The sequence below is a fragment of the Paenibacillus germinis genome, from assembly GCF_013141785.1.
GTDB classification, from domain to species: Bacteria; Bacillota; Bacilli; order Paenibacillales; family NBRC-103111; genus Paenibacillus_E; species Paenibacillus_E phytorum.
Genome location: NZ_WHOC01000142.1, coordinates 70,353 through 93,219 on the forward strand (window position 1 = coordinate 70,353; position 22,867 = coordinate 93,219).

Here is a 22,867-nt window from a genome sequence, read left to right on the forward strand (position 1 = left end):
TTCCTTAATTTTACCAAATTTCACAAAAAGATTGCAAATTAGATTTTATTTATCTGATTTTGCGTCTTTTTTCGTGATACGCAAAAAAAATTGCGCATTTATGGAAAAAAATGTGGATTTGCGAAAGAAAATATTGCGCTGTTATCGATGGCGTTTCTATATATGATAAGTATAGGTAATCTTCCAAAATTAAGTAAATAAGGAGGGAATTCATATTGAAAAACGAGCAATTTGATTGCATGTTTGATTCAGTGTTAACGGATGTTGTGAAGCAAACGTACTGCAACTTAACCTTGCCCTCTGCTGAACAAATGCAGCTTTCGATGAAGAAAATGATGGATATCATTGAAGCCAAAGATGGTTGGAATTCAACGAATGAAAGATAGGAATAACTAGCATTCGATTAGCGATGATTCGCTTATATATATAACATACAACAGTCTATTTTCTCTGAAGAGGAAATAGGCTGTTTTTTTAATCGACCAAGTCCGTTATACTACTTGTAAACGCTATCATGAAATGAGGGGGATGCATGAAGACTCGTTTGTTAGCTCTAGGCATGACTGTATCCCTGATACTTACAGCCTGTCAAACCCAGACAGTAACGGTTGTTCCTAAGCAGCAGCTCCAGGAGCAGACGCTTTCGTGGATACATCACTTTGATGAGGAGGGTGCACGGAAATGGCTGGAGGCGGGGACACAGCTATTTACTAAACAACATCCTTCTTATGTATTTACGCTGACAGGCGTGGATGGTGGCAATTATATGAGCTTGCTTCGCACGCGTGTGATTTCGAATAACATGCCTGATATCTATATGTTGGATAATATGGAGTCCGCTCAGGATCTTATTCATAAAGGATATGCGATGGACTTAACGGGTCAACCGTTTTTGTCGCAAATCAAAGAGAGGTTCCTGAATGGTGTGAAGACTGCCGATGGGAAAATATGGGCGCTTCCGATAGACTTGAATGGAGCGGGTGTCATTTACAATAAAGAAGCTTTCACCCAAGCAGGCATTCAAAGTCCGCCAACAACATGGCCGCAATTCTTAGCTGCTTGTGAGGCGCTACAGAAGGCAGGAATTATTCCTATTGCAGCAGGCTACAAGGACAGTTGGACCCTGACTTGGGACATAGCAGCGGATCTTTTGGCTAATCAGTACGCTGCCGGCTACAACTGGATTGCTGAGATTGAAGCAGGTCGAACATCGTTCGCTGAGGATCAAATTCACTTCAAAGACATTTTGAAACGCTATGGAGAACGTTTGCGTTATGTGAACATCAAGCCGTTCGAAACCGATTGGAACCAAGCCCAAGGGCTCCTTGCTGAGGGGAAAGCCGGCATGATCATTAATGGCACGTGGACGGTTGATGGTGTTAAATCCAAGAATCCTGCGAGTAATTTAGGACTGTTCGCTTTCCCTTATTCAAATGATCCCCAAGATGCCAAGTTTGGACTAAAATCAACAGGAGGGATTGTGATCAATCCCAAATCACCCCATAAGGAAGCGGCGCTTCAAACGCTAGAACTGTTTGCTTCGAAGGAAATGGGGACCATTTTTCAGACGAAAAAGAAGGCCTTGTCTGTGATTAAAGGCTTGCCGAATGACTTTGATTCAACGTATGTGGAGCTGGATGAAAATTATATCCAAACAGGCCAAATATATGACTGGTCGAGTTTACCAACAGATTTTGTGAATCAGGATCTGCAAAAAGTGTTTGTAAATGCACTCACGAAGTTCGTTATTGATCGAAGCCATAATGTGGAGATCTGTATTCAAGAGTTGGATCAAGCATTCGATCGGATTCGCAAACCATCCAAATGACAGCAAGGAGATCTGCGTATGACAGCCACCCCGTGGAACTTAAACCGGGTCAAGGACTTTCGCATCCGAACGAAAATATTTCTATCTAATATGATTATTATTTTGTTCATTTCATCGGCGATTGGTGGAGTTGCCATCTATGCCTCTACGAAATTCATTGAATCGAATACAAGAGACCTCTCGATGCAGGTCATTCATCAAGTTTCCGACAATATTGAAATTAGAGCGAAGGAAGCATTCACTTCCTCCGTTTACGTTCTGAGTGACAGTAATATTCGGCAAATTGCTGCTGAACAAGGTGAACAAGTTACAGTTGACAACTATCCGGCGTTCCGCAGCCGTATGGAGTTCTTGCTAGCTCAGTACGGGAATGGGAATCCCTATATGAATGCCATTATGATTCAAACTCATAAGGGACAGGTGTACTGGTGGGAAAATAAAAAAGGTATGGATCGTACACTAAATCATGAAGATGTAACCGTGATGACGAACGATGCTTCCGATTATTTGAAAAATCATGCGCAAAGCATCAGCTGGTCGCCTTCTCTGAGAAAACAAAAAGAAGTGTTCCTTATCAGAGATTTCATTGATCTGAGTCAAATAGATCGTAGTCTAGGCACGATTGTAATCAGTATCGATTCGGATTATTTCTTGTCCCTAGGGAGCAATAGCTCTATCATTAAGCAAAATAATGTTGCGATTCTTAATCCTTTGAACGAACTGCTAGCTGGTGGCGGAACCCCTCAAATGGACAATCTCATCTCAAGGAGCTTTAGTTATACGCTTAAGGAGAATGATGACTCTATGGCAATTGTCGATAATGCTGCGGGAGGGAGTCATTTATTCGTTCAAGAACGAACATCTACGCTGGGCTGGCGGGTGCTTTGTTTTATTCCGATGTCTGAGCTTCTGTCCAGTACACGCGTGTTAGTTTTTGTAATCGCTCTTGTATCACTGCTTGCTGTTCTGATATCAACCGGAATTGCCGTATTACTTTCCAATTCTACGACGCGAAATATCAAAATCTTGGAGCAAACGATGCGCCGAGTCGAAGATGGCAATTTCGATATTCGAATTATTCCGCTGGGGCGAGATGAGATTGGGAGTTTGTCTATACGGTTCAATTTTATGCTGTCCCGGATTAACGATTTAATAAACAAGGTGTATAAAGAGCAAATTGCTAAACAACAGGCTGAATTTACCGTCCTCATGAGTCAGATTAATCCTCACTTCCTTTATAACACGCTAGGTACAGTGAAATGGTATGCTCGCATGAACCATCAAGCCGAGATTGAGCGAATGGTTACTTCAGTGATTGAATTATTGAAATCCTCGGTACGACGTGTTGGCGAATTTCACAGCTTGGAGCAAGAGATTAACCAATTAAAAAACTATATTTATATTCAAAAAATTGGTTATGGGGATGCCTTTCACATGGACTATGAAGTGAATGAACAGTTGATGGAAAGTGAGGTGCCTTATTTCATTCTTCAGCCGCTTGTCGAAAATGCGATTCTACACGGCATCGAAATGTCCAAGGGGAGTGGACGTATTGTACTTTATGCACGCATAGAAGAGAAGCAGCTCCTGCTCATTGTCGAAGATAATGGAATAGGGATGGAAGCTGAACAAGCGCTTAATCTATTGAACGAAGCAACTCGTAAAGAATCGGTTCCGGGAGTGACGAGTATCGGCATTCACAATGTGAACGAACGCATTCAGCTGTATTATGGGGAGAAATATGGCCTTAGCTACGAAAGTGCACCCGGATTAGGTACGAAAGCTATTGTTCGAATTCCGCATAGAACGCATCGTCAAAGGAGGAATGAGCATGTTGAACGCCATGATCGTTGAAGATAATGCGATTTATCGGTATGCGATTAAAACGATCATTCGTTGGGAAGATTACGGTTTCCAAATAGTGTGCGAAGCACTCAATGGCGTGCATGCGCTGGATCTTCTGCAGCATCAGCAGGTTGATCTTATTGTGACGGACATTTCGATGCCCGAAATGAACGGCATTGATCTTATCCAGCAGGTAAAGCAAAAGGATGCTTCCATCAAAATTGTGGCACTCAGTTCTTTTGATGATTTCCGATTCGTGAAAGAAGCCCTCAAGCTTGGGGCAGAGGATTATTTGTTAAAACATGACCTTGAACCGGATGCGCTACAACAGCTATTAGAACAAATGAGCAGCAAGATTATGGAAGATCATAGGCGGAGAAAACAAGCCAGTATTCGTGATGCCAGCTTTCAAGAGGTGCGCTGCCTGTTGGGGCGTAAGCTTCTCTTAGGCGAGTTGAAACGAGCAGAGGACATCGAAGATCAAGCGAGCGCCGTTCATTTTCCAATTCATGGAGGTCCTACGGCAGTCGTTGTCATTGATGCTAATTTTAAAGTTCTTGCGGATGGTTCTAAGGAAGAACAGTCAGCTTACACAGACATGGTTATACCGATTTCAGAGCGAAGAACTGCGGTCATTATCTATTTTCCGCATGAGAAGAGTGAACACAAATGTATGGAGGAGGCTCTACGGCAAGCATCGCAGCTATATACCAGGATGAAGAAGCTCGGCTCTATTACAGTGGGAATTAGCTCGATCGGCTACGGATTGAAGGATTGGGCAGTGCTATATAAGCAAGCGGAAACAGCCTTAGATCAATATGTTTATGAAGGAACGGGTCAACTCTACGCCTATACGTCCTTTCAGATAAATGACAAGGTTGAAACGCTGGCCGGAATCACGATTCAGCCTCTGGTTGCAGCGATGAAAAGTGGTCTATTCACTGATGTTGAAACGCAATCAGAGCTTTTGTTTCAAAGCCTCATTCAGAGGAAGCCGCCTATATCCGAGCTGCGTAACCTGCTGGCAGAGTTAATGATGCAGCTGAGAACATTGGCAATGGAGAGGAACAGGTTCTCAGAACAGTTTGAACATGATTATAAACAGGTTAGCCAGGCGATAGAAGCCCTTCAGCCTCTGCAGCAAGTGAAGCCGTTATTTCTAAACTTGAATAAGCAAATTGCTGGGAATAAGGCTGAGCACACGATGATGCGGAAGGAAATCCAAGGAGCAATCGCCTATATGGAAGAGCACTATGCCGAAGACATCACGGTGGCAAAACTGGCGGATGTTCTCCATTTGAGCGCGAATTACTTATCCAATCTATTTAAAAGCGAGACGGGGATGCGGATCGTCGAATATATGAATCGATGTCGGATACAGAAGGCGAAACAGCTGCTTCAAGACCCTGCATGGAAAGTATATGAAGTCGCTGAGAAAACGGGATTTCAAGAAACTTCCTACTTTTGCAAAGTATTTAAAGAGCTTGAAGGGAAAACGGTTAAGGAATTTAGGCGCAATGGTTAATTATTCAAGATGAAAGATTATAAATTCTGTGAATTATATAAGAAATCAGTGTTATATAGAATGCAAGGGGCTGCGAATTTGGATATAATTCGGAGCTTTTTTTGTTCTGCGTGGGGCTATATCTTCGTAGTTTTGTTATATAACTTGATGTTTCTTTCAATGTAAGCGCTTTTAAAACAACTTATACTAACTTCATAAAGAACAGCAGCTAGACACCCCTCGCGGATGAAACGGGTTTCATAAATGAATGAGGGTAGATCAAGGAGGTTAGCCATTGTATTTATCAAAAAGTGAAGAAGCAGTGATTCAATTATCGTCAGAAGCACTGCGTATAGATGGAAAGTCAGAAATTATACTTTGTGCCTCCTTATTTTATTTTCGATTACCACGGGGTTTATGGAAAGAGAGACTAAATAAAGTTAAAGCCTTTGGATATAACGCTATTGATGTGTACTTTCCTTGGAATCATCATGAGACGGTGGAGGGGGTTTGGGATTTTACCGGAGAGAAGGATGCGGCTCAGTTTCTACAGGATGCTTCAGATGCAGGACTGTGGGTGATTGCACGACCTGGACCGTATATTTGCTCGGAATGGGATGGGGGAGCACTCCCCGCTTATCTTTTCGTGAAAGAAAATCTTCGCTTGAGGGATAACGATCCTGCCTTCTTGCGGCATGTGGCCAGGTGGTATGAACAGATTCTTCCCATCCTGAAGAAATATGAAACGGGTCAGGGAGGCACCGTCATTGCTGTCCAATTAGACAACGAGCTTGATTTCTATCCTTGCTCTGATCCCAAAGGGTATATCTCGGCGCTAAGAGATTTAGCTTTACAGCATGGGATAACCGTGCCGCTCATTGCTTGCGCCGGACAAGGCGGCTTGTATGAGGCTTCTGGTTTTGCTGAAGGCGTGGTGCCTACATGTAATTTCTATCCAAATGACCATGACCCTGCTTTCGAAGAAAAGGTGCTCTTCTACAGAGAGGAGTTGGCACGTCGAGGGCTGCCCTTACTCGTCACGGAGACGAATCGTTCGCACTTCCTGCTTCGAAGATTGTTATCGGCAGGAGCGAAGCTGCTCGGTCCCTACTTGCAGGCTTCAGGAACGAATTTTGGCTTTACCAATGCAGCTAACAATTGGGGGAATCCTCTTTCTTTTCTTACCTCGGACTATGATTTCCATGGGATGATAACACCTGAAGGACACATTCGAGAGGAAGCTTATGAAGGAAGAATGCTGCATCGTGTGATTCAAACGTATGGTGCTTCCTTGGCGGAGGCGAAACCTGAGCTCACGACTAGTGACTCAACCCCTTATCGGTTAGCGTTAAAGCAAGGCGGCGAGCTGCTCTTCCTATGCCAAGTAAACGAGCAAGATGAAGACGCTTACTTTCGCGTGGCTGAAGAAGTCATACCCCGTTATACCACACTTGTCGCCAAAGCAAGCCGTTGTCCAATTCTTCCCCTGCAAGTGCCCTTGCAGACTTGGGGGATCGCTGAAGGGACACTGGCCTACGCTACTGCAGAACTGCTGCTGGTGAAGCAGCTTGAGCAGCGCACACTGTTCGTGTTTCATACGGATGGCGAAGGCGAAATTCGTCTCTGCTTTAACACGGAGGTGCAGACGGAGGCTGGCACGATGACAGTACACGATGCCGAAGCAGGAGATCAGGTAACGGTATCCTTTCAATCAGGCGAACAAGAGAGATCAGCTCAGATTCACTTGCTAAGCGGTCACGTTATCGAATTGATCGGGATGAGTCGTTCACGTGCTTTGCTGTTAGAAAATATGGATGATGCAGGCGAGCTGCACGTTGGCGAATGGGTAGAACGAGTCTCGGAAAGCCGCGAAGTTGAACTCAGGTGGTCACAAAGCTTAGTGAATCCCTTGGATACACTTACGGATGAAAGCTTACCGATTGGTGATACCGCCGATTATCTGGAGAAGCATGGTATTTACCGAGGTTTCGCCTGGTACACCTCGCAATTATCACTACCGCTGGAGAACAGCTGTCATGGCATTATCGTTCAACAGGCAAGTGATGTCGTTTCCGTCTATACCGGTGAAACGTACCTTGGTACAGCAACACCGGGAGGAGGAAGTCACTTCCTTCCGATTCCTTCCGGCTCGCGCGTAGAGCCAAATCTGGTTGCTCGTGTTGAGATTTGGGGACATACCAATTTCCATGATACGAATTTGCCGGGTCTGCACTTAAACGCACTGAAAGGGCTAACGGGCATAGTTGGAGTAACGTCGGTTAGGGAAATAAACCAAAACTGGCGATTCAAGCTTATGCAATACGGAGAAGACAAGGACGATTACGCAGCATCAGACTATGACGATCGACAATGGCCGATTGCGAGTGTTGGAGGGTGGCTCTCCGCAGAACAGCCCGCCCATCAATGCTACCGTAAACAAGTAACGCTGTCGAAAGAAGCGGATACATGGATTCTCCACACGCCTGGTAATTTCTCGCACGCCTACGCTTACGTGAATGGGCACGCACTCGGACAATTGAATCCGCTCAATCCGTATCTCGATATTACGTCTTATGTAAAGGCAGGAGACACGGCAACGTTAACGCTATTTCTGGATAAAACATATGGTTCCCTTAGCGGCAATATACGTCTATACGAAGGAACCGCCGCTAAACAGTGGACACTATCTTCTTGTCAGGAGAATGGCTTACTACAGCATGCCAAAGCGTCGGCGCTTAAGGCTCTCCCCGTAGAAGGAGATATCTCCTTGATACCGGGTACTCTGTCATGGCTATATGGTGACCTCCATGATGATAACCAAGGATTAGGTTGGAGGGTTTATGTCGAAGGCAGCAACATGAAGCTGACCGTGTTCTTCAACGGACACCTAGTTGGCCGCCTGTGGACGCAAGGCGGTGCCAACAGACCGATATTCCGTGGCGGCAGCGATGAATCCTTTTATTTACCGGGACCGTGGTTTCAGGGTGGCGAATCGGGCAATGAAATAGCCATCTTACTGGAGGCGGTATCGGACTCTGAAGATGCCTTGCTAGAGCCTCTTCGCTTCGTACCCGTAGCCGCAGTTTAATTTGAAAGGAGAGTACGCATGAAAACTGCTATCTCAGCAAGCTCATTAGAAGGGGCGCCTATTGTTGTCAAAAAGCGTGTAACCCCATTGCGCAGATTTTGGTCGTATCGAACATTAGTCCTCATGTGTGTTCCTGCGATTTTATTTTTCTTAGTCATGTCGTACCTTCCAATGCCAGGGCTTTATCTCGCATTCATTAATTATAACTATACGGCGGGGATCTTCGGCAGTGAGTTCGTTGGGTTTGACAACTTCAAATTTCTAGTGAAATCAGGGGCACTTTGGAAATTAACGTTTAATACGATTGCTTATAATTTAGCTTTTATTATATTTGGGAATATTTTGCAGATTGGAATTGCCATTTTGCTGAACGAGCTTCGTAAAAAGTGGTTTAAGAAGCTTTCACAATCACTGATGTTCCTGCCTTTTTTCATCTCCTTCGTGCTTGTTGGGCTTATTGCCTATAACATTCTCAGTTATGACTTTGGACTGCTCAATGGGATTCTCAAATCGTTCGACTGGGAGCCGCTTAAGACGTACTCGAATCCAACGATCTGGCCTTTTATCATCGTCATTACATTTCTTTGGCAGTCGACAGGGTACGGCTCCATCGTTTATTTCGCAGCGATAATGGGATTGGACTCGGAGATTGTAGAAGCCGCAGAAATTGATGGGGCGAATGCCCTGCAGCGAATTCGCTATATCGTGCTTCCTTGGCTAAAGCCAACGTTCATTATTTTGTTACTTTTTTCATTAGGCGGTATTCTACGAGGGAACTTTGGATTGTTCTATAACTTGGTCGGAGCCAACAATACAGCCCTTTTTGATGCGACAGATATTATTGAAACGTTCGTGTTCCGCTCTTTGATGAACAACTTTAACTTCTCTCTAGGAAGCGCTGTCAGTCTTTATCAGTCCGTGTTTGGCTTCTTTATTGTCATCACAGCCAACTGGCTGGTTAAGAAAGTTTCGCCTGAAAACACGCTGTTCTAATTCAACGTGCAAGAGTTCGTCACTATAGATCGGTTAGGAGGGATATACGTGGAACAAGTCATTGCACGTCAAAGGGGAACTGATTTCTCCTCGGTGGCCATTCGGTTATTCGGCTACTTCTTTATTGGTCTGTTTGCAATCTTCTGTTTAGTGCCTTTTCTTCTTGTCCTTGGGACGTCGTTCACAGCAGAGAAATCGATCACGTTACACGGCTATAATTTGTGGCCTAGAGAGTTCAGTACGTTTGCTTATAAAATTGTCTTCGAGAACCCTGGCGTCATCATCGGCTCTTATGGGGTCACGCTCGGTATTACGCTGATTGGAACAACCATTGGACTATTTATCGTAGCCATGACGGGTTATTCCTTGCAGCGTCCTGATTTCCCTTATCGCAATCGGATCTCCTTCTTCATTTACTTTACAACGTTGTTTCAAGGCGGGGTTGTCCCCTTTTACTTAATTATGACGCAGTGGCTGCATCTGAAGGATAACTATTTGGCTGTCCTGCTGCCCGGATTGATGAGCCCTTTTCTTATTATTATGATGAAAAGCTTCGTTAGGTCCATCCCGCATGCGATTACAGAATCGGCTAAAATGGACGGGGCTGGTGATTTCAAGATTTTCACCAAGCTCATCCTGCCTATGACAACACCGGCGCTTGCTACCATTGGATTGTTTATTGCTTTGGGTTATTGGAACGAATGGTACAATGCGATGCTGTTCCTATCACCCGATTTGAAGTATAGACCGCTTCAATTGTTCCTGTACAACGTTGTAACAAGTGCCGATTTTATCAAAAACTCATCGGTCTCCTCCAATGTACAGCCAAGGGATATGCCGCTAGAGTCCATGAAAATGGCTACCGCCGTAGTCGCAACGGGACCGGTCATTCTCTTTTATCCAATGGTGCAGAAATATTTTATCCAAGGTATTACCGTTGGTGCTGTTAAAGGCTGACGCAAAGCATATACCAAAATGATTATGGGGAGGCAAATCCGTATGTTCAAGAGAAAAAAGAAAGCGCTTAGTGTAGCTCTGGCAGCGACGCTTGCTGTTAGCTTGACGGCGTGCACCACACCTAGCAGTACAGGAACTAGCTCCACGGATAAAGCGACAGCGACTGCTGCGGCAACAGGGACAGCAGCACCATCCGGCAAAATTGACACCTCCGAGTTCCAAACGATTTCCTACGTGATGTTGGGGGATAAACCGAAGAATGGTCAATTTGAAAAGGTGATGGAAAAGGTCAACGCCATTTTGAAACAAAAAGCAAATGCGAAGCTGGAAATTAAATGGGTTGAATGGGCTGATTGGCAAACCAAATATAATCTTTTGTTAGCTTCAGGAGAACCTGTTGATTTGATTACGGTTGCAACAGATTGGTTGGATACGTGGCAGAATGCCCAAAAAGGTGCTTTCCAGCCGCTGGATAAGCTGCTTCCTGTATATGCGCCGTTAACCTGGAAGGAAGTACCGCCAGAGAACTGGTCTGAGACGAAGTATAAGAATCAGATCATGCTGATTCCTGAAGATCATTATACGCAGTGGGTTAATCACGGTTTCTTGTATCGTGGCGATTGGGCCAAAGAGTTTGGGATCACGACGCCGATTACAGATTGGAAGCAGTTGGAGACCTATTTCCAAGGTGTGAAGGATAAGAAGTCAGGCGTTGTTCCTTGGGATGCGAATGGTACCGCCGCAGGTAATATTGGTGGCTACATCAATTCCTACACAGATGCGATTGAACTTCCGGTAAGTACAGGTCTATTCGGTCTAATCTACGGCAAATCCTATGATGAGAAGTATAAAGCCTACAGCCCTGTTCTTGATGATACCTTCGTGAATTTTGCCAAACTCATGAAGGATTGGGGCGACAAAGGCTTCTGGCGCGATGACGTGCTGAACTATAAAGGTGATAACCGTTCAGAGCTTGAGGCAGGTAAGACAAGCGTTGATCAGCATCACACGCAAACCTTCCTTGGTGAACGTATTAAAATGGATAAGCTGCAGCCGGGCTCGGATCTCCAGTTCTTCCCATTCTCGTCTACTCGCAACAATCTCGTATCCATGTCGATCACGCATGGCGGAACTTCCATTGGTGCGAAAAGCAAGCATCCGGAGCGCGCTCTGATGGTCTATGAGCTGATTCGTCAAGACCCGGAAGTGTATCGCTTGATGAATTACGGCTTGGAAGGCGTGCAGTACGTCATCAAAGATGGCAAACGGTTCCGTCCTGATGGCTATGATGTGCAAAGAGATGAATTCTACTCCAACTTCTGGGGTGGACGTATCGATAAGAATGAAATTCCAGATGGCAATGAGTATTCAGGAAAAGGCGCGATTTATGCATCCTATGACAAAATCAAAAAGCCATTTCCGTATGGCCGATTCGTTTTCGATAAGGGACCTGTATCAAACGAGTTGACAGCCGTTACCCAAGTTGTTGGACAAATGGGACCTGCGATTCTTTATGGCAAAGCAGGAGACCCTGTCAAAGCGGTTGATGATTTCCGCGCGAAGCTGAAAACAGCTGGTTTTGATAAACTGATGGCTGAAGTCCAGAAACAATTGGATGCTTTCAAAGTCACTGTAGAAAGCAGCAAATAAGGATTAAGATATCGAAGGTCTGTCTCTGAACAGGCCTTCGATCTTTACATTTTGACGTAACGGAGAGTGTATTCTTGGAATCTATAACCGTCTATGATATTGCCCGAGAAGCGAACGTCTCCGTCGCGACGGTTTCCCGAGTTCTCAATGATACCGCACCCGTTCGAACATCGACTAGGCAGAAGATTATGGCGATTATTGAAAAGCATAAGTTTCAGCCCAATGCGTTGGCACGCAGTCTGGTGAATAAGAAAACGGGCATGATTGGCGTGTTATTTCCAGATAGCAGTAATATGTTTTTCCCTGAGGTGTTCGGAGGGGCAGAGAGAGCTGCGATGAAGCTCGGATTCACACTCTTTCTATGTAATACATTCAGCAACTTCAGCAGAGAATCTGAATATTTAAATCTGCTTTGCGAAAGGCAGGTGGAAGGACTCATTTTCATGGGTGGACGAATTAATTCACGTCATTGCCCCGAGCTGCTCGTACAGGAAGTCGTGGATATCCAGAAGAGAATTCCAATTGTCTTGATTAATGGCAGTCTTCCGGGTCATCCCTGTCATCGGGTGAAAACGGACGAATATGTGGGCACCCAGCTCATTATGCAGCACCTTATTGATCGCGGGCATCGAAGCATTGGCTTCTTGGGGGGAAGCGCTGACACAACAACAACGATGGAAAAGCTGCAAGCCTACAAAAGTACGCTAGGAGCGAATGATCTCCCTTTTCGCAAACAAATCGTACGCTTGGGAGACTTCTCTATGGAATGTGGCCGCAAGCTGATGGACCAGCTCCTTTCCATGCCAATTTGCCCAACGGCCTTTCTTTGTATTAACGATTACGTGGCCATTGGTGCTATGAAAGCGGCCATTTCACGCGGGCTGCGGATTCCCGAAGACATTGCGATTGCGGGATTTGATGACACGCAATTGTCCTCTGCTATGAATCCCGAGCTTACAACCGTTTCGCAGCATAGTGAAGAGCTTGGGAGTCAAGCGATGGCCTTATTATCGAGATTGATTCAGAAGGAAAAGGTGAAGAAGCTGACGGTTCTGGAGCCTAAGCTCATTGTTAGGCAGAGTACATAATGAGGAAGAAGCGCGCTGACTCAGCAAGCAGTGGCAGTTGGTTAAACAGTAGGATAGAAGTAATGCGAAGTCCGAGGGTTAAGACTCCTCGGACTTTATGTATTATTAATAAAAGCAAGCATGATCACATCCAGAAATGTCCGCGTGACTTCATGCATCAAATATTGATGCATCAGTCCTTCTTGTTTAAAGCCCAGCTTCTCCAAAACCTTCAAAGAGGCTTTATTTTCAGGGAATACTTCTGCTTGAATACGATGTGCGCCAATATGTTCCCGACTAAAGGCAAGAACAGCTTCAAGTGCTTCTGACATGATGCCCTTATTCCAATAATGACGGTTTAATTCGAAACCAACGTTGAGAGGTAGAAGAGGCTTTTTTTCAAACGTATCTCGAATCGGCATGAACATGACGGTGCCAATTAAGGTGGGATCGGTCTTCATACATATCCCCCAAGGGAATAGCCGTTTATCTTGAAAATATTGATTCCATGAGTGAATTAAGTCTTTGGAATCTTGGACAGAGGCAGGGCCATACCAGTCTAGATATTGGGTGACCTTGGCGTCGGAATAGAAGAGATAAAGATCCTCAGCATCCTCAGTGTTCATTTGACGCAAACATAAACGGTTTGTTGTAAGTAGGGGGAAGGAGTCGAATAAACCGGTTGTTGTCACTCATGTCACCTGTCTTTTCTTCAAATTGTTCAACCATAACGAGTAACCTATCATAGTAATCTGAAGAATACCTTAAAAAGAAATAAGTTCAATGTTAGAAGAAGGATTTCCCAATTCTATGTCGAAAATAATCGAATCATGTTGAATGAAGAGGGGAATTTTATGTTTCGTTTCGTTATGTGGATTAGAAAACGATTGGTCGTACGCATCATTGCGGCCGTGATGATAGTCATTTTGGCATTGTCGGCAGGCAATATTTTCATTGAAATCAGAAATGCCAAGAAAGCGGGTATGGAAGCAATATCCAGCTATGGCGTTCGATTAGCAGAGAGCTACGTCCAAGGAGTCGATACAAGAAGATGGGAACAATTTTTAAAAGATCCAAACGAGACTGAGTTGTATTGGAATATCAGGCAGGAACTTGACCAATACCGTACGCAAATAGGAGCGCTATATGTGTATCTTGTTCGAATTGATGAAAAGAATCAGCCTCTCCTTATGATTGACGGACAACCAAAAGGAGAAAGTTCGGCTTCACCCATCAATGAAGTGACAGATATTCCAGAAGAAGCTGTTCAGGCATTACTCAAGGGAACTTCGGCGAGTTCACCCTTGATCGTAAACCCGCAATACGGTAAATATGTCTCCACTTATGCACCTTTGAAAAACGCTGAGGGTAAAACCATCGGTGTCCTAGGCATCGATACGGAGGCGGGGGTCATCGAACATATTTCCAACAGCTTGATAATGGGGAATATATCTGTTTATCTACTTATGCTTTTCCTCACATTACTTGGACTTGGGGCGGTTATGCTGCTTATATCCCGTTCGCTGCGTCCGTTACAATGGATTGTTACAGGTGCGGAAAGCATTGCGAAAGGAGACTTGCTCCTTGCTCATAAGCAATTAGCAGAAAAACCTGTTCATTCTATCGATGAAATTGGTGCCGTTTATCAGGCGATGAATAAGATGTCAGGCAACATCAATGACATTTTAAAAACGATTGTATCTAATGTATCGCACACCTCGGATCAATTTGTAGCGACGACGGAACGTTTCAACACGGAAGCTCATCATCTGCTGGAGATGAACACAAAAGTAAATGTCTCGATACAGATGCTCGCTGAAGGAGCCAATACCCAGCAGTCAAGCACCAATGAGAGTGCACATTCGATGGAGGAGATGGCCACAGCCATCCAACGTATTTCGGAGGCTTCTTTAACGGCATCTGACGCATCCATGAATGCGCTGGAGAGTGCGGAATCCGGACAAACGATCGTAAAGAATATGAACGGTCAATTCGTTACCATTACTTCTGCAACGGAAGAAGCGCTTAATCGAGCTGCCTTACTGCGCGGCCATTCACAGGAAATTGGGGTAGCCTTATCGGCGATTTCGGAAATCGCAGAACAAACGAAACTGCTTGCACTCAATGCGTCTATTGAAGCAGCGCGGGCGGGTGAACACGGTGCAGGCTTCGCTGTAGTCGCTGGTGAAGTGCGCAAGCTTGCAGACAATGCTACCGGCTCAGCTCATTTAATTGCTGGACTACTGCAAAATATTCAGAAGGAAACTCAGCTTATGGGTGAGGCCATGGAAGAAGGCATGAAGGAGATCCGGACCGGGGCTGGTCTTACAATGAAAGCGGAAGCGTTCTTTAGCCATATTGTGGAACAGTTCCGCTATGTCTCTGAACAAATTCATGATATCTCATCAGCAACAGAGCAGATGTCAGCAGGGGCTGAAGAGGTGACAGCATCTGTTATAGACATAGCGAATATTGCAAAATCTTCATCAGACGGGACGCTGAACATTCATAAGCTGACACAGGATCAACTTAAGATTGCCCAACATATAGCCGATTCAGCAACAGCATTAAGCGGATTAACGGATGAAATGCGCTTATCTATTCAACGAATTAATGTGTAAAAATGGATAAAGATTTGGCTAGTTTCAAAGATTAGACGAATCCTATACAATATAACCGACAGGTATTGGCTGACGGTAGATTGTATAGGATTTTTTCAGTTTTTGATAAGTAGGGGGCAAATCATGCAGTTTCTACAAAAATATATAACCATGCCTTGGTTTCGTAATCAACGCATTCGCTATAAAATCATCATGATATATTTTCCACTTATCTTCGTGCCTTTATTTGTACTAGGTTTTGTCTCAAATCAGGTGTACACGAATGCGATTGTCAAAAAGACGATTAAAAATGTTTCGGATAACTCGTCCCTTATTATTACGCGCATCACAGGCATGTTAACGAATGTAGAAAGCTGCGCCAATATGCTGACGATCAATCTCAACAAGTTGATCGTGGAAGACCCGCAATCCCAGGGGGCGGCGGAAACGAGCTTACAGATGTACACGCAGATTACGAATCAGTTGAGCTTTGCCCTGCTTGTATTTCCCGATGTCCAATCGGCTGCATTTATAGATGCGAATGGTCGGGTTTTTGGATCTAATCTCCTTATGGAACGGAATCTGGAGTTGATAGCGGGCAGTGAAATGCTTAAACAGGTTGATGTCTCCAGTGGTAATAATATGTGGTTTCCCATGCAGCAGCGTAATTACTTGACCCCTGACTCGCAAGAAATTGTCATGACGCTAGGTAAGAGGGTTGTAAATATTTATACGGGGCAAAAGCTCGGTATACTCGTACTGAATATCAAAGAAAGCTCCTTATCTGCGATATATCAGAAAATCGGCTCCATCCAGGATGGCAGCTATTTTATCGTGAATAAGGGAGGCGTCGTTATTTCATCGCAGCATCCTGAGGATTTGCTTCATGAAGTCGCAGAGCCAACGCTGAAAAACTGGATTACTTCCAGTAAGGATACGTCGGATCTAACTTCTTTTCAACACGAGAAAACGCTTGTAGTAAGCTCCGATGTTCCTAGCTTTGGGTGGAAACTCATCTCGATGGCTCCACTGGTATCCTTAACCGCGGATACGCGTAAAATTACTGTTCTTATTGTGCTTATTGGGTTGATCTGTTTATTTTTTGCTTTACTTGGAGCGGGTATGCTTTCTCAGTTAATTGCCAAACCGATTATGGGGCTAACGAAACATATGAAGAAAGTCAAAGAAGGCAGTCTGGACATTGAATTCCAAGTGAGTTCAGAGGATGAGATTGGTTTATTGGCCTCGGGCTTCAATGCCATGATAAGGCGAGTTCAAGAGCTGCTGACGAACATTAATTTCGAGCAAAAGAAGAAGCGTGAATATGAGCTAGCGCTTATTCAGGCGCAAATTAAACCGCATTTTCTGTATAACACCTTAGATGTTATTTACACTTTGTCAGAAATGGGGCGAGCACGGGATGTACAGCGAACAACCAAAGCGTTGGCCGATTTCTATCGCGCAGCTCTGAGTAAAGGAAGAGAGACGATAACGATTGAGGAAGAAATCCGCAATGTGAAGGATTATTTATCCATCCAGCGCATCCGTTATTCTGATGTGTTTACCTTTGAATTTGATATCCGTGGTGAGGTGCTCGGCGGTCTTATACCGAAATTGACCATTCAACCTCTCGTTGAAAATGCAATCTACCATGGTCTTAAAACGAAGGGCAGCCTCGGTCTTCTGAAAGTAACAGGTGAAATTGTGGAGGGTAAAATCAAGATTATCGTCAGCGATGACGGGGTTGGCATGCTGCCGGAGCGGCTTGAGGCTCTTGTAAAGAAGCCGGAATCTCCGGAGCAAGCTGTCGGCTATGGGTTAAGGAACGTGAATGATCGTATACAGCTTTATTTTGGCGATGAATATGGTCTGCAAATTGAAAGTCAACTGGGGCAGGGTACAGAAGTCACACTATGGCTCCCTTTTCAAAGTGAGGAAGGTTAAGATATGCAGAAAATATTAATTGTTGATGATGAGTCCATTTTCCGAGAATACTTGCGCACGGCATTAGATTGGGAAGCCTATGGATTTGAAATATGCGCAGAAGCCAAAAATGGGGTGGAGGCATTGGAACAAGTCGATGTGCATCGTCCCGATATAGCCCTTGTGGATATTACCATGCCGTTTATGGACGGACTAACGCTAACGGAACAATTGAAGCAGCGATATCCAGCTACAAGCGTGGTGCTGATTACGGGCCATAACGAATTTGATTACGCTCGAAAGGCGCTAAAGCTTGGCGTTGAAGATTATATTCTGAAGCCGTTTTCGAAGGATGAATTGGTGCTGACACTGCTTAAGCTTCAGAAGGAGCATCAGCGTGTTCAGGAAGAGAAGTCCACATTGAAGGAAAATCAGTTGTTGATGAAGGAGAGCTTTCTTAATCATTTGCTTAGCGGTGATTACAACCATTCCAATGAGGAGACCAGTTTAAGACTCCAGCAATTTGGGGAATCCTTCGACTCACTATGTTTTGTAGTGGCGTGTATTGAGATTGATAACATGGATCTCAAATGGAACAAAGTGAGTGAAAGATTACTCTGGAAATATGCGGTGACGAACATTCTGAACGAGGCGCTGGAGGAAACGGAGAATCACTTGATTTTCAATGGGCCTGAGGGGCGCATTATTTGCTTAGTGGAGCACCAAGGGAATGGTGATCTGGAAACTCCGGCGTTAGGCGGTTATGAGAAATTATGTTTCCTGATCAAGAAATATTTGAAATTTACGATCACGGTCGGTGTTGGTCGTAGTCAATCCGGTTATCAGGGGATCCGTACTTCCTATTTGGAGGCGCTTGAAGCCTTGCAAAATAAGTTTGTACTGGGGAATGATCGTGTTATCGCTTACGGATCAGGAGCTTTGGAGTCAGGGACTCAAGCCTTCTATCCCACAGAAGTGAATGAAGAGCTGCTCGTTCAATTGCGCATGCAAAACGGGGAAAAGGTAGATGCTAAGTTGGAAGAAATTTTCCAATCGATTCGTGATCAGCGGCTATCCTTAGACTACACCTATGTCATTAGTATGGGACTTATTTCTGTTTGCTTGTCTTATGTAACGGAAACGGGGCATCCGATTGAAGATTGCTTCGGAGAAACCTTTTTTCCCTATAGTGAAATTAAACGGTTGGAATCCATTGACGCCACATCCCTATGGATCAAGGAATTGTTTAATCTAGCGATCCTTTATACGGGTAAGCATCGAAAGACCCGATCGTCGAAAATTGCTCAATCCGCCAAAGAATATATCGAGCTGCATTACGGAGATTCCGAGCTGCAATTGGATCAAATTGCCCAGCAGGTGTTTATTAATCCCAGCTATCTCAGGGCTGTTTTCAAGAAAGAAATCGGCATGACAGTGACCGATTATGTCACGCATGTTCGTATGCATAAAGCGAAGGATTTACTCGGTAAAGGGAACATACGCCTTGCGGATATTGCCGAACAAATCGGCTTTAATGATCCTAGTTACTTCAGTAAAAGCTTCAAGAAATTTTTTGGATATTCCCCTAGTGAGTATGAGAATAACCGCTTATAATGAAAATTCCTAAATGTGCGGATTTTACAAGAACCCCTCGATTATTCCATTATCATAAGGGGTTTTTCCTTTTATACTCAGGTTGTAAAGAAGAGAAAGCACATGATGCCTGGGAGGTCCAACAAATGAAAAAAATGGGAGTCACTCTCGTAAGCTTGCTCGCGGCTACTAGCCTTGCAGCTTGCGGAACCACTAACACAACAAAAGATGCTGGTGCAACTAGCGCGCCAACGGCTGCAGCAACAGCAGCAGCACCCGTGAAGACGGATACCAAGCCGGTCAAACTTAGAATTTATGCCCAGTACGCAGATGAAGATACGAAAACACCTTATGACTATGCCGTTGCCGAATTGAAAAAAGAAATGCCGAATGTTGAGCTAGAGCTCGATATTCAAGCTCAAGATGATGGCCAGAAGCTGAAAACCTATGCAGCTACAGGTAATCTGCCTGACATTTTCGGAGCAGGATTAGACATTATCGATACGTTTAAGAAATCCAATAATATTCTAGTTCTGGATGAGTACGTAACTAAATTTGGCTTCAAAGACAAAATGCAACCAAGCGCAATGAATACACTTGCAACCGATGACGGCCACACTTACGCATTCCCTTATGCGGGTAATGAAGTAGCACTGCTTTACTACAACAAAGATTTGTTCCAACAAAATGGTGTGAAAGTGCCGACTACCTATGATGAAATGATGACGGCTGTTAAAGCGTTCAACGGGAAAGGCATTACGCCACTTTCCATTTTTGCGAAAGAAAAATGGCCCTGCGTAGCTCTTTATGACATGTTCGTTTCACGCGCTGAACCAGCTGGTGTGACGAAGCTTGATAAAGGTCTTGCCAAAGCAGATGATGCTGCTTACAAAACAGCTGCTGAAAAACTCATCGAGCTGGTTAAAGCAGGCATGCTGCCAAAAGGCGCTACGAACTTGAACTACGATCAAGCAGCAGCTCTCTTTCATGAAGGTAAAGCAGCGATGTTCATTAACGGTCAATGGGAAATTGAAGCGGCTACGAAAGCTCTTGGTGACAAAGCTGGCTACATGTACATTCCAGCTGCTGATGCAGCAGCTTATGAAAAAGGTAAAACAGCATTCAGCGGCAGCGGCGGGCCTGGTGGATATGCCGTATCTGCAAACACCAAGGATAAAGAACTTGCAGCGAAAGTGGCATCCTTCATTTCCTTGAAATATGCGGAGTACAAGTTCACAAACCGCAGCAATCCAATCGTAGCTACCAAAGTGGATAAACCGATTGTGAAACAGTTCCCTCCGATGATGGAACAGCTTTCCAAAGATATTCCCAAAATCACAAGCACAACAGCGTTCTCATGGGGATTGTCCAATCCTAAGTTCAAAGCAGCGCTTGAAGATGCCACGCAAAACCTGATGACAGGTAATTATACAGCGGATCAATTCGTGAAGGATTTGAATAAAGCGGCAGTAACAGCGAAATAACCGAAGTTTCTATGGAAAAGGAGACTCACACTGGATCGCTCTGAGCCGGTGTGAGTTTTCTACTAAAAAAAGGAAGTGATGACATGCGCAAATTCATGGGAAATAAGGCGGCTATTATGCTTTTCACACTGCCGGCACTCCTTTTGTATACAGTTATTGTGTTTTATCCGATTTTGCAAACTTTTTATCGCAGTACATTCGAATGGGATGGATTAAGCGAAGGCACTTTTATTTTTCTGGATAACTACATTCGACTGTTTCAAGACAGCATTTTCTACACATCGCTTTATAACGGTTTCATTTTTGCCGGTATTCTGGCTTTTGTGCAAATCGGGATTGGTACCATACTTGCTTTTGCCGTCGCAGAAGGGTTCAGAGGAAGCAAGTTTCTAAGAATTAGCTACTTCATTCCTGTGGTTCTTTCCATTACGGTGGTATGTCAACTGTGGTTGGCGATGTATAACAGTGAGTATGGCTTGATTAATAAAATATTTGAAGCGCTCGGCATCTCGTATCGTCAGGATTGGTTGACGAACAACAAAACAGCGATTTTCGCTATTGCGTTCGTGAATGCTTGGCAGTACATGGGTTACCAGTTCGCATTGCTGCTGGCGGCTGTAAAGTCCGTTCCGGAGCAATATCTAGAGGCAGCACGTATTGATGGAGCATCCAAGTTCAAGGCGCACATGGCCATAACGATACCAATGCTGGCTGAAACATATAAGTTTTGTTTGGTCCTTGCGATTACAGGCGGATTGAATGCTTTCGCCAACATGTTCATAATGACCGGTGGGGGACCAGGGAATTCCACGTACACATTGACCTATCTGATGTACCGCTCAGCGTTCCGTGTTGGTGAATTCGGCTATGGAAGCGCCGCGGCTGCTTTCCTGGTCATCGAATGCTTGATTGTGACTTTGGCTATTAACCGACTGATCGCAAGAGAACGGATTACATTTTAAGGGGGATGACAGATGAACGGAATACTCAAATTGCGTAAAAAGAATCCGCTCCTGGGCATCTTCTTGTGGGTATATGCGGGGTTGTCGGTGTATCCACTGCTGTGGATGGTCTTTTATTCGCTTAAAAATAACAATGAAATTTTCGTCTCGAATCCATTCGGTTTCCCGACGCATCTACGATTCGAGAACTATGTGGATGCTTGGTCAAGGTTCAATGTTCCAGTCTACTTCAGCAACAGCTTGCTGGTAGCAGCGGCGACTGTTGTTGGTACAATTGTACTTTCGGTTACGTTCTCCTATGCCGTTGCCAGAATGCAATGGAGGTGGAAGGAAGCTGCTCGTATTTATGTCGTGATTGGGATGTTCATTCCCGTGCAAGTTATCATGATTCCACTGGCGATTCTCGTACGTGAGTTCCATTTGGCGAACACGTATTGGGCGCTGATCGTTCCTTATATTGCTTTCAATATTTCATTCTCCAGCATGGTTTTCTATGGCTTTTTCCGGAGTATTCCGGTTGAGTTGGAAGAATCAGCTTGTATGGATGGTGCCAGCATTTACCGGACCTTCTATACGATCATATTGCCGATTATTAAACCTGCAATAGCAACGATGGTGATCTTCGTCTTCTTGTCGGCATGGAATGAATTTACGATGGCGTTAATTTTGATTACCAAGGAATCCCTGAAAACCTTGCCGCTCGGACTGCTCTTCTTCCAAGGTCAGTTCACCACCAATTGGGGGGCGATGGGCGCGGCGATGACGATTGCGAGCCTGCCGACCGTGCTTGTGTATGTACTCTTTAGTGAGCAAGTGGAGAAAGCGTTGACTGTAGGGTCTGCTGTGAAAGGATAAGACTGCTGAGTAATTGCAGAGCTTTTGGATCGTGTTGTTATAGGTTAAGACGATAAGGACTGCCTCCAAAGTCATATTTGGAAAATGTAGCTCCCACTTTGTGAATTTCGCAGTCCGGCTGCTACTTCCATTGGAAAAATCCAATGGAAGTATGAATTTTCGTTATGAATACCGAATCGGGTATTCTGGAAGGTAAATAGGCTTAAGGGGCTGTCCACAAGTAGATTACTTGAGAACAGCCCCTTTACGTTAATAAACAGCTCAATCGTGATTGAAATACGGAGTCGCAAGTGCTTCATCGGAAGCTTCAGCCTAAAGATGATAAGTGTTTTCTCACATTTATCCAAGTGGTAGATGGTCGAATTTCGATGTTGCAGTTAATGGGAATACCAACTTTGCAAACTATGGGTATTTCCGACCTGAACAAGCGGGAATTGACACCGCCATGCGGCGGCGATACGACGAGCGCCCAGTGCATTGGGAAGATATGGGTGGTTTCGTTGGTTGTGAGTTGTACT

Annotated in this window: 17 protein-coding genes; 16 read left to right on the forward strand and 1 reads right to left on the reverse strand. The window is 44.6% G+C overall.

Annotation, left to right across the window (positions count from 1 at the left end; translation table 11 throughout):
- The first annotated feature begins 215 nt into the window (after window positions 1-215).
- From GC102_RS26350 to GC102_RS26390, 9 genes are all read left to right on the forward strand, one after another.
- Complete coding sequence (locus GC102_RS26350) at window positions 216-386, forward strand: hypothetical protein (RefSeq protein WP_171692162.1); 171 nt, start codon at window positions 216-218, stop codon at window positions 384-386.
- A 146-nt stretch (window positions 387-532) separates the two neighbouring features.
- Window positions 533-1,828, forward strand: coding sequence for an ABC transporter substrate-binding protein (locus GC102_RS26355; protein WP_171692163.1), 1,296 nt, complete (start codon window positions 533-535; stop codon window positions 1,826-1,828).
- Between the two features lie 18 nt (window positions 1,829-1,846).
- Complete coding sequence (locus GC102_RS26360) at window positions 1,847-3,682, forward strand: sensor histidine kinase (protein ID WP_171692164.1); 1,836 nt, start codon at window positions 1,847-1,849, stop codon at window positions 3,680-3,682.
- Window positions 3,660-5,198, forward strand: coding sequence for a response regulator (locus GC102_RS26365; protein WP_171692165.1), 1,539 nt, complete (start codon window positions 3,660-3,662; stop codon window positions 5,196-5,198). The genes GC102_RS26360 and GC102_RS26365 overlap by 23 nt, the downstream gene beginning before the upstream one ends.
- Window positions 5,199-5,472: 274 nt before the next feature.
- Entirely contained in the window at window positions 5,473-8,265 is a 2,793-nt protein-coding gene (locus tag GC102_RS26370) for a beta-galactosidase (RefSeq protein WP_171692166.1), read from the forward strand.
- A gap of 123 nt (window positions 8,266-8,388) precedes the next feature.
- Window positions 8,389-9,258, forward strand: coding sequence for an ABC transporter permease (locus tag GC102_RS26375; RefSeq protein ID WP_246321134.1), 870 nt, complete (start codon window positions 8,389-8,391; stop codon window positions 9,256-9,258).
- A 48-nt stretch (window positions 9,259-9,306) separates the two neighbouring features.
- A complete protein-coding gene (locus GC102_RS26380; RefSeq protein ID WP_171692168.1) occupies window positions 9,307-10,215 on the forward strand; it encodes a carbohydrate ABC transporter permease in 909 nt (302 codons plus the stop codon).
- Between the two features lie 42 nt (window positions 10,216-10,257).
- Window positions 10,258-11,865, forward strand: a complete 1,608-nt coding sequence (locus tag GC102_RS26385) for an ABC transporter substrate-binding protein (protein WP_171692169.1) — start codon at window positions 10,258-10,260, stop codon at window positions 11,863-11,865.
- 74 nt (window positions 11,866-11,939) lie between these two features.
- Window positions 11,940-12,953 carry a LacI family DNA-binding transcriptional regulator gene (locus GC102_RS26390; RefSeq protein ID WP_171692170.1) on the forward strand — a complete coding sequence of 338 codons (1,014 nt, stop codon included), beginning with the start codon at window positions 11,940-11,942 and terminating at the stop codon, window positions 12,951-12,953.
- 95 nt (window positions 12,954-13,048) lie between these two features.
- Here the strand turns inward: GC102_RS26390 and GC102_RS26395 are convergent, their stop codons facing one another.
- Window positions 13,049-13,624, reverse strand: coding sequence for a GNAT family N-acetyltransferase (locus tag GC102_RS26395; protein ID WP_171692171.1), 576 nt, complete (start codon window positions 13,622-13,624; stop codon window positions 13,049-13,051).
- Window positions 13,625-13,786: 162 nt separating this feature from the next.
- Between GC102_RS26395 and GC102_RS26400 the strand changes: the two genes are divergently transcribed.
- The 7 genes from GC102_RS26400 to GC102_RS39160 form a co-directional block, all read left to right on the forward strand.
- Window positions 13,787-15,553 (forward strand): methyl-accepting chemotaxis protein, encoded by a 1,767-nt coding sequence (locus GC102_RS26400; protein ID WP_171692172.1) that lies wholly within the window; start codon window positions 13,787-13,789, stop codon window positions 15,551-15,553.
- Between the two features lie 123 nt (window positions 15,554-15,676).
- Window positions 15,677-17,476, forward strand: coding sequence for a sensor histidine kinase (locus tag GC102_RS26405; protein WP_171692173.1), 1,800 nt, complete (start codon window positions 15,677-15,679; stop codon window positions 17,474-17,476).
- A gap of 3 nt (window positions 17,477-17,479) precedes the next feature.
- Entirely contained in the window at window positions 17,480-19,069 is a 1,590-nt protein-coding gene (locus tag GC102_RS26410; protein ID WP_171692174.1) for a response regulator, read from the forward strand.
- Window positions 19,070-19,194: 125 nt separating this feature from the next.
- Entirely contained in the window at window positions 19,195-20,532 is a 1,338-nt protein-coding gene (locus GC102_RS26415) for an ABC transporter substrate-binding protein (protein ID WP_171692175.1), read from the forward strand.
- A gap of 83 nt (window positions 20,533-20,615) precedes the next feature.
- A complete protein-coding gene (locus GC102_RS26420) occupies window positions 20,616-21,494 on the forward strand; it encodes a carbohydrate ABC transporter permease (protein WP_171692176.1) in 879 nt (292 codons plus the stop codon).
- 12 nt (window positions 21,495-21,506) lie between these two features.
- Window positions 21,507-22,349 (forward strand): carbohydrate ABC transporter permease, encoded by an 843-nt coding sequence (locus tag GC102_RS26425; RefSeq protein WP_171692177.1) that lies wholly within the window; start codon window positions 21,507-21,509, stop codon window positions 22,347-22,349.
- 290 nt (window positions 22,350-22,639) lie between these two features.
- A partial coding sequence (locus GC102_RS39160) for a hypothetical protein (protein WP_216628171.1) occupies window positions 22,640-22,867 on the forward strand: 228 nt, incomplete at its 3' end.